Here is a 7,735-nt window from a genome sequence, read left to right on the forward strand (position 1 = left end):
TAATGCGCAACCCTGTCGATTCCGTGCCACCGTTGCCCCGCATCTACGCCCTTGACCCCCAAGAGGCGGAACAAAGTTGGGACAGTGCGCCGCAATTGCTGGCCGCCCTGAATGCGGCTCGGCTGGGCGCATGGTGCTGGGAAATCGACACGGGAAAAATCAGCTGGTCACGGGGCACCCAGGCGCTGTTCGGCTTCGATCCCCGCGCGCCCCTACCCAAGGACCTGGATTACCTCGACCTGCTCGCCCCGGCTGACCGCGTCAAAGTCGTCCGCGCCTTCCATGCAGTGCTGGCGGGCGAGCCGTTTGAACAGGCGATGCGCCACCGCATCCAGTGGCCCGACGGCACCTTCCATTGGCTGGAAATCAACGGCAGCCTGGCGCCGGACAAGAGCGGGCGCCGCCGAATGATCGGGGTGATCCGTGAGATCACCCGCCAGCGTGAGCGGGAAAACGCCCTCGGCCATTCCGAAAAACGCTTCGCCACGCTGTTTCACCTGTGCCCGAACATGGTGCTGCTGACCCGCCAGGCCGATGGCCTGATCAGCGAAGCCAACCAGTATTTCGAGATCCACTTCGGCTGGCCGGTCGCCGATGTCATCGGCCGTACCACCCTGGACCTCGGCCTGTGGCGCCACCCTGAACAACGCGCGCAACTGGTCAAGGCCACCCAGCGCAAGGGCGAACCCATCACCATGGACGTGCAGTTCTGCGCCAGCAATGGTCAGATCCACGATGGCACCCTCAGTGCGCAGAAGGTCGAGCTGGACGGAGAGGCCTACCTGATCAGCACCTTTCTCGACACCACCGAACGCAAGAACGCCGAACAAGCCCTCAAGGACAGCCAGGAACGTCTGGACCTGGCCCTGGACTCCGCGCAGCTGGGCACCTGGGACTGGCACATCCCCACCGGCATGCTCTATGGCTCGGCCCGCGCCGCCCAACTGCACGGCCTGCCGCCCGAGCCGTTCCACGAATCCTTCGATGCGTTTTTCGAGGGCATGTCCGATGAAGACCGCGAAGGCATGCGCAACGCCTACCGCAGCCTGCGCGAAGGCCCGGACGGCAACTACCAGTTGACCTACCGCGTGCAGGTCGAAGACGGCAGCCCGCGCTATCTGGAAAGCCGTGCACGCCTCTATCGTGATGAGGCCGGCAAGCCGCTGCGCATGGCCGGCACCTTGCTGGACATCACCGATCAGGTCGAACGCGAACAACGCCTGAGCGCTTCCGAAGAGAAATTCGCCAGCCTGTTCCAGGCCAGTCCCGACCCCATCTGTGTCACCGCCCTGGACAGCGGTATGTTTATCGAGATCAACCCTGCCTTTACCCAGACCTTTGGCTGGACCGCCGCCGAGGTCATCGACAAAAGCGCCGAGCAGATCGGCCTGTGGGACGACTCCAGCAAGCGCCTGCAACGTATCGAACGAGTGATCCGCGAACAGTCATTGAGCAATGTCGCCATCGTGGTCCACCACAAGGACGGCCAAAGCCTGACCTGCGTGATCTCCAGCCGATTGATCAAGGTCAGCGACCAGCCGTGCATCGTCACCACCCTGCGCGATATTACCCAGCAGCAACGCTCGGAAGCGGCGCTCAAGGCCAGCGAAGAGAAATTCGCCAAGGCGTTCCACTCCAGCCCTGATGCGATCTCCATTACCGAGCGCGACACCGGCCGTTATGTCGAGGTCAACGACGGTTTTTGCCGCCTGACCGGTTATCGCGCCGAAGAGGCCATCGGGCTCACGCTGTACCAGATCGGCATCTGGGCCGACGAAAACCAGCGCGCCGCACTGCTGGCCGAGTTGCAGATCAAGGGCCGCATCCATCACCTGGAAATGCTCTGGCACAACAAGCGCGGCGACGTGCTGGCGGTGGAGGTCTCGGTCGAACCGATCACCCTCAATGAAATGCCCTGCCTGCTGCTGACGGCCCGCGATGTCAGCCTGCTGAAAAACGCCCAGGCGCAGATCCGCCACCTGGCGTATCACGACCCGCTGACCAACCTGCCCAACCGTGCCCTGCTGATGGACCGCCTGAGCCAGCAGATCGCCCTGCTCAAGCGCCACAACCTGCGCGGTGCGCTGCTGTTCCTCGACCTCGACCACTTCAAGCACATCAACGACTCCCTCGGTCACCCGGTGGGCGACACCGTGCTGAAAATCGTCACCGCGCGCCTGGAAGCCAGCGTGCGCATGGAGGACACCGTGGCACGCCTGGGCGGCGATGAATTTGTGGTGCTGCTCAGCGGGCTGGATGGCACGCGCAACGAAGTCAGCGGCCAGGTGCAGGAGTTGGCCGATACCCTGCGTGAATTGCTCTCGGAGCCGATGTTCCTCGACGGCCATCGCTTGCAGGTCACGCCGAGTATCGGTGTGGCGCTGATCCCCGACCACGGCTCTACCCCGGCCGACCTGCTCAAGCGCGCCGACATCGCCCTGTACCGCGCCAAGGATTCCGGGCGCAACACCACGCAGATGTTCCACAACAGCATGCAGAAAACCGCCAGCGAGCGGCTGCGCATGGAGACCGACCTGCGCCTGGCCCTCTCGCGCGGTGAGTTCAGCGTGCATTACCAACCCCAGGTGGATGCGCGCGGCAATCAGATCATCGGCGCCGAAGCCCTGGTGCGCTGGCAGCATCCGCAGCTGGGGGCGCAGTCGCCCACGGAATTTATCAAGGTATTGGAGGACAGCGGGTTGATCCTGGAGGTGGGCACCTGGATCCTCGACGAAGCCTGCGCGGCGTTCCAGCAATTGATTGCGGACGGCCTGATCGACCCGCTCAAGTTCAGCCTGTGCGTGAACATCAGCCCCCGGCAGTTTCGCCAGAACGACTTCGTCGAACGGGTGGAGCGCAGCCTGAAACACCACGACCTGCCCTACAGCCTGCTGAAACTGGAGATAACCGAAGGCATCGTGATCCAGAACCTGGACGACACCGTGGCCAAGATGCGTCGCCTGAAAAAACTCGGCGTCAGCTTTGCGATGGATGATTTTGGTACCGGCTACTCATCGCTGACCTACCTCAAGCGCCTGCCGGTGGACGCGCTGAAGATCGACCAGTCGTTTGTGCGCGATGCGACCCACGACCCCAACGACGCGGAAATCATCCGCGCCATTGTGGCCATGGCCCGGAGCTTGAACCTGGAAGTGATTGCCGAAGGTGTGGAGACCCCGGAGCAACTGGCGTTCCTGCAAATGCTGGGGTGCCATGTGTTTCAGGGGTACCTGCATAGCAGGCCACTGCCGATAGAGGCGTTCAGGCAGTTGCTGGAGTAGCCATCACACCAACTTTTGCGCCCACAAACTATTGTTCATCCAACGCGACGAAAGGAGACTTTCCTTCTTCCCAAACAGGTCGAGGGCGCCATCAATCACTGCCACTGAATGCCCATTACCGGCCAAGGTGCCAATGGCGCCTTTGGCCAGCTCCTCCGCACTGCTTTCGCGTACGTAGGCAAGCAAGCCCAATCGGCGCAGTGCATTGCCAGGGAAATCACCGTCGTTGAGCGTCTGCATGGCCACTTCAAAACCCTGCCTGGCGCGAAAGTCGTTGTTCTTCAATTGCGCTCGCTTTGCGCTCACCGCATACAAGAAGTTGGCATCTTCCAGCAACACCGGATCAGCCCCCATCAGTTGCGACACCTGCCTGGCCTTGGCCAACTCTTCATGAGTAAGCGTCAAGGGGAAACCGTCGCGCATACTGACTTCAAAACCCTCAGGGCGCTCTGTCACCTTGCGTAAAATATCCTGCGGTTTCTGCCCAAACCTCATCATCGCCGCCTTGATCGCCGAGACTGTCGCGCAATTGCCATTGGCGCCCTGATAAAAGCCGCTCCAGACATCGCTGGGCTTTTCAGTCACCGTCTTGGCCAACCGCGCCCGTGTATTGCTGGGAAACAATCGGTAGCCATAGCTATTGCCGACCTGCCGAGGAAAGCCGTCGTGATGACCGACCCCATCCACGACCAGCGTGCTGCCAAAGTTGTGGGTGCCCATTACCGCCACCACGCCCTCACCGACCATTTCGCTCGGCGGGACATACTGTGAGAGGCCATACACGCCCATTCCCTGCAAGCACCGCAACGTGGTTTCACCCTGCAGAGTCTTGGCCAGCGCAGCCTCAAAACCGGCATAGCCGCCTACGCTTTGCTTGCGCTTCACAAAGACCGCCAGCGCGAAGTTGGCAGCCTTGACCACTTCGGTGTCATCACCACCAAACCTCGATGCCTGCGCCACTTGCCGCAATTCATCCTGCGAGACATGCACTTTGAATTCATCTTTCATCGTCACGTCGTAACCCCTGTCAGAAGGCGTGACTTGATCGAACATATCGGTCGGCGTGGGACCCAGTGTCGCCATCATCATTTTGATCACGGCGGCATGGCTCGTGCCGTCAAAGTTCTCACCAAACCGTCGCTCGCCGACATTGAAAGCGTTAGCCCAGTTTTTGGCTTTCTCTACCATCGGCGCTGTAGGCTGCTCGGCTGGGGCCGGGCACAGGAGAGGGGATACTGAGACAGAGGCGCTTAAGATCGGAGCGTTCATGGGCCATGATTCCTTAGGTATTGACCCTGAGGTTCGTGGGCTCCAGCGCTATTCGGTTCCGAGCATCCCATTTCACAATAAGAAAAGGGCGCCAATGGCGCCCTTCCTGGTGGTATCTATACGTTACGCGGCGACCGCGGGATGGGGCATGCCCAGCAAGCGACTGACCTGTTCCAGGTCTGTCTCGCGGCGCATGGCCGTAAACAACTCGACCGCTTCCGGGTAATTGCGCGTCAACATTGCCAGCCATTGTTTCAAGCGGCCGGGCGCTTGGCGCTCAGTGAGCTGGACGACTGATTGGGTCCAGAACTCCTGGAGCATGGGCTGCATTTGCAGCCAAGTCATCTCAACCACTTCTTCGCCGGCGCGCGCGGCGGCAATCTGCCGCGCCAGGTCGGGACGCGCCACCAGGCCGCGACCGAGCATGATGTCTTCGGCACCGCTGACTTCGCGGCAGCGCTTCCAGTCTTCGACGCTCCAGATATCGCCGTTCGCAAAGACAGGCACCTTGACCACGTCCTGCACCCGCGGAATCCACTCCCAGTGGGCTGGCGGCTTGTAACCGTCGGTCTTGGTGCGTGCATGCACCACGATATGCGCCGCACCGCCTTCGGCCAGCGCCGTGGCGCAGACCAGCGCGCCGTCCGGGCTGTCGAAACCCAGGCGCATCTTGGCGGTGACCGGGATATGCGCCGGCACCGCACGGCGCACATGCTCGACGATCTGGTTGAGCAACTCCGGTTCCTTGAGCAGCACCGCGCCACCCCGGGATTTATTCACCGTCTTCGCCGGGCAGCCGAAGTTCAGGTCGATCACCTCGGAGCCCAACTCGGCGGCCAGCGCGGCGTTTTCCGCCAGGCACACCGGGTCGGAGCCCAGCAACTGCACGCGCAACGGCACGCCCGCAGCGGTGTGGGCACCGTGCAGCAGTTCCGGGGCGAGCTTGTGGAAATACGCCGGGGTGAGCAGGCGGTCGTTGACGCGGATGAACTCGGTCACGCACCAATCGATCCCGCCCACGCGGGTCAACACGTCCCGCAGGATGTTGTCGACCAACCCCTCCATGGGCGCCAAAGCAATTTGCATGGGAAACACTCAACAAAAATCGTTGCGCAGTTTACTGGGTTTCCTGTGGCAACCGTTAACCCCCTGTCAGGGCGGGGCCGTAACCGTCAAGAAACTCGGCGGGCATGCGTTTGGGCTTGCCGCTGGACAGCTCGATACAGACAAAGGTGGTTTGCGCCCGCAGCAAGGTCGCGCCGTCGTGGGGGCGGACCAACTGGAAGCGCCGGGTCATTTTCAGGCGCTGGTCCCAATCGACGATCCAGGTGGCCAGTTGCAGCTCATCACCTTCGTAGCCAGCGGCGATGTAGTCGATCTCGTGACGCACCACCGCCATGGCGCGGTCCAGGCGGCGGTACTCGGTGAGGTCCAGGCCCAGGCGCTGGGAATGGCGCCAGGCGCAACGCTCCAGCCAGGATACGTAGACGGCGTTGTTGGCGTGGCCCAGGCCGTCGATGTCCTCGGCGCCGACCTGCAGGTCGACGATAAACGGCGTTGCCAAATCCCAGGCCATGCCTTGCTCCAGTCGATTGATCTCGGCCGGGCAGTGTATCAGGCGCTTTGTCGCGCCTGTAGACGACGGCCGGCCAGCAGCGCCAGCACGCCCTCGATCACCCGGGGATCGGCCAGCACTTTCTGGTGGCCGCCCTGCTCCAGGCGCAGCAGGCGGCTGTCGAACCAGGCTTCGTGGATGGCCTGCGAGGCTTTGACCGGGACGAAGGTGTCGTCTTCGGCATGTACGATCAGGCCGGGCATATTCATCTGATAGTGGGCAACGTCCAGATGCTTCAGCGGCATGCCGAAGGTCTGTTCAACCTCGTGGATAAACGCCGAACGAGCCCGCGCTGGCAGACCGACCATTTTGGTAAAGCCGCGCAATACATCAAGGAAACGCGACGGCGCAGCGATACTCACCAGCGCTTCGGTGCGCAACCCCAGTTGCACCGCCAGCATCGCACTGGCACCGCCCATGGAGTGCCCGACCACCGCATTCAGCGGCGGCAATTCGGCGGCCGCTTCCAGCATCGCCCGTGCGAATAGCAGCACATGCGCCTCACGCCCCGGCGAACGGCCATGGGCCGGGCCATCCAGGGCAATCACTGAATAACCGTCATTGACCAGGGCAGTGATCAGGCTGGCAAACTGAGTTGGCCGCCCTTCCCAGCCGTGCATCAGCAAGACCGCCGGCCCTTGGCCCCAGCGCAGGGCCGACAGGCCGAAACGCAAGGTGATGCGCTCTGACTGCGCCAGCAGCGGCAACTCCCAGTCGCGTGGCGGAAGATCTCGCGGGGTCATAAAGGCACGCCGCATCTTGTTGGCCACGGTGTGCGGCGCCAGATGCCCCAGGGTGCCGTTGAAGCGACGAATCCAGGTTAACGTGCCCATCCTTAGAGCCCTCTTCTAGCGCACGGCCGACTTGGCGGCGCGCAACACGCGGTCAGACAATTCACCGGGGCCCAGCGCACGCGCCAGGGCCAGGCCACCGATCATCAGCGCCATGTCGGCCAGGGCCTTGTCGGTGTCTTCGGGGCTGGCGGCCAGTTGGGCGGCCATCAGCTCGCAGTGTTCGTTCAGCGCGTGGCGGAACTCATCGGGCAAGCGGCTCATCTCGCCGACGGTCGCCGGGATCGGGCAGGCCTGAACGGTAGAGTCGCGATGTTTGCGCGACAGGTAGAACGCTGCCACAAGGCCTCGGCGCTCTTCACCCGTCAACAGTGCATCCATATCGTCAATGGCCGCACGACGCTTGGCCAACAGTTCAGTGAACGCCTCCAGCATCAGCGCGTCCTTGCTTTCAAAATGCGCGTAGAAACCGCCGACGGTCAGCCCCGCCGCGCCCATGACTTCGCCGACACTCGGCTCTGCCGGACCACGCTGGATCAACGCCGCGCTGGCAGCCTGCAAAATGCGTTCGCGGGTTTGCGCTTTTTTATCGCTCATCAAAGCCTCCGGTTCTCATGGGTTGAATATTATTACCATAATAATATTTGGCAAGCGACTAACACGACCATTGGTCTGAAGAGAAAACAGGAAGGGAAGAAAAGAATTGGCCAAACGCCAGACAAACAAAAGGGCCATTCAATAATTGAATGACCCTTAAAAATCCCGCAGAGCGGGTAATC

Annotated in this window: 6 protein-coding genes; 1 reads left to right on the plus strand and 5 read right to left on the minus strand. The window is 62.0% G+C overall.

All coding sequences use genetic code 11. The features are described from left to right. The first annotated feature begins 2 nt into the window (after window positions 1–2). Window positions 3–3,281, plus strand: a complete 3,279-nt coding sequence (locus tag DBR46_RS08155; protein WP_124525735.1) for an EAL domain-containing protein — start codon at window positions 3–5, stop codon at window positions 3,279–3,281. Window positions 3,282–3,284: 3 nt separating this feature from the next. Here the strand turns inward: DBR46_RS08155 and DBR46_RS08160 are convergent, their stop codons facing one another. From DBR46_RS08160 to DBR46_RS08180, 5 genes are all read right to left on the minus strand, one after another. Next, the gene (locus tag DBR46_RS08160) at window positions 3,285–4,550 is read right to left on the minus strand and encodes a hypothetical protein (RefSeq protein ID WP_124525736.1); all 1,266 of its coding nucleotides are present in this window, start codon (window positions 4,548–4,550) and stop codon (window positions 3,285–3,287) included. A gap of 123 nt (window positions 4,551–4,673) precedes the next feature. Then, window positions 4,674–5,636, minus strand: coding sequence for a tRNA-dihydrouridine synthase (locus DBR46_RS08165; RefSeq protein WP_124525737.1), 963 nt, complete (start codon window positions 5,634–5,636; stop codon window positions 4,674–4,676). 55 nt (window positions 5,637–5,691) lie between these two features. After that, the gene (locus DBR46_RS08170) at window positions 5,692–6,126 is read right to left on the minus strand and encodes a thioesterase family protein (RefSeq protein WP_124525738.1); all 435 of its coding nucleotides are present in this window, start codon (window positions 6,124–6,126) and stop codon (window positions 5,692–5,694) included. 38 nt (window positions 6,127–6,164) lie between these two features. Next, entirely contained in the window at window positions 6,165–6,998 is an 834-nt protein-coding gene (locus DBR46_RS08175) for an alpha/beta hydrolase (protein WP_124525739.1), read from the minus strand. A gap of 15 nt (window positions 6,999–7,013) precedes the next feature. Beyond that, on the minus strand, window positions 7,014–7,553 hold the full coding sequence (locus tag DBR46_RS08180) for a TetR/AcrR family transcriptional regulator (protein WP_124525740.1): 540 nt from the start codon (window positions 7,551–7,553) through the stop codon (window positions 7,014–7,016). Between the last annotated feature and the right edge of the window lie 182 nt (window positions 7,554–7,735).

The organism is Pseudomonas sp. KBW05 (genome assembly GCF_003852405.1).
Lineage (GTDB): Bacteria > Pseudomonadota > Gammaproteobacteria > Pseudomonadales > Pseudomonadaceae > Aquipseudomonas.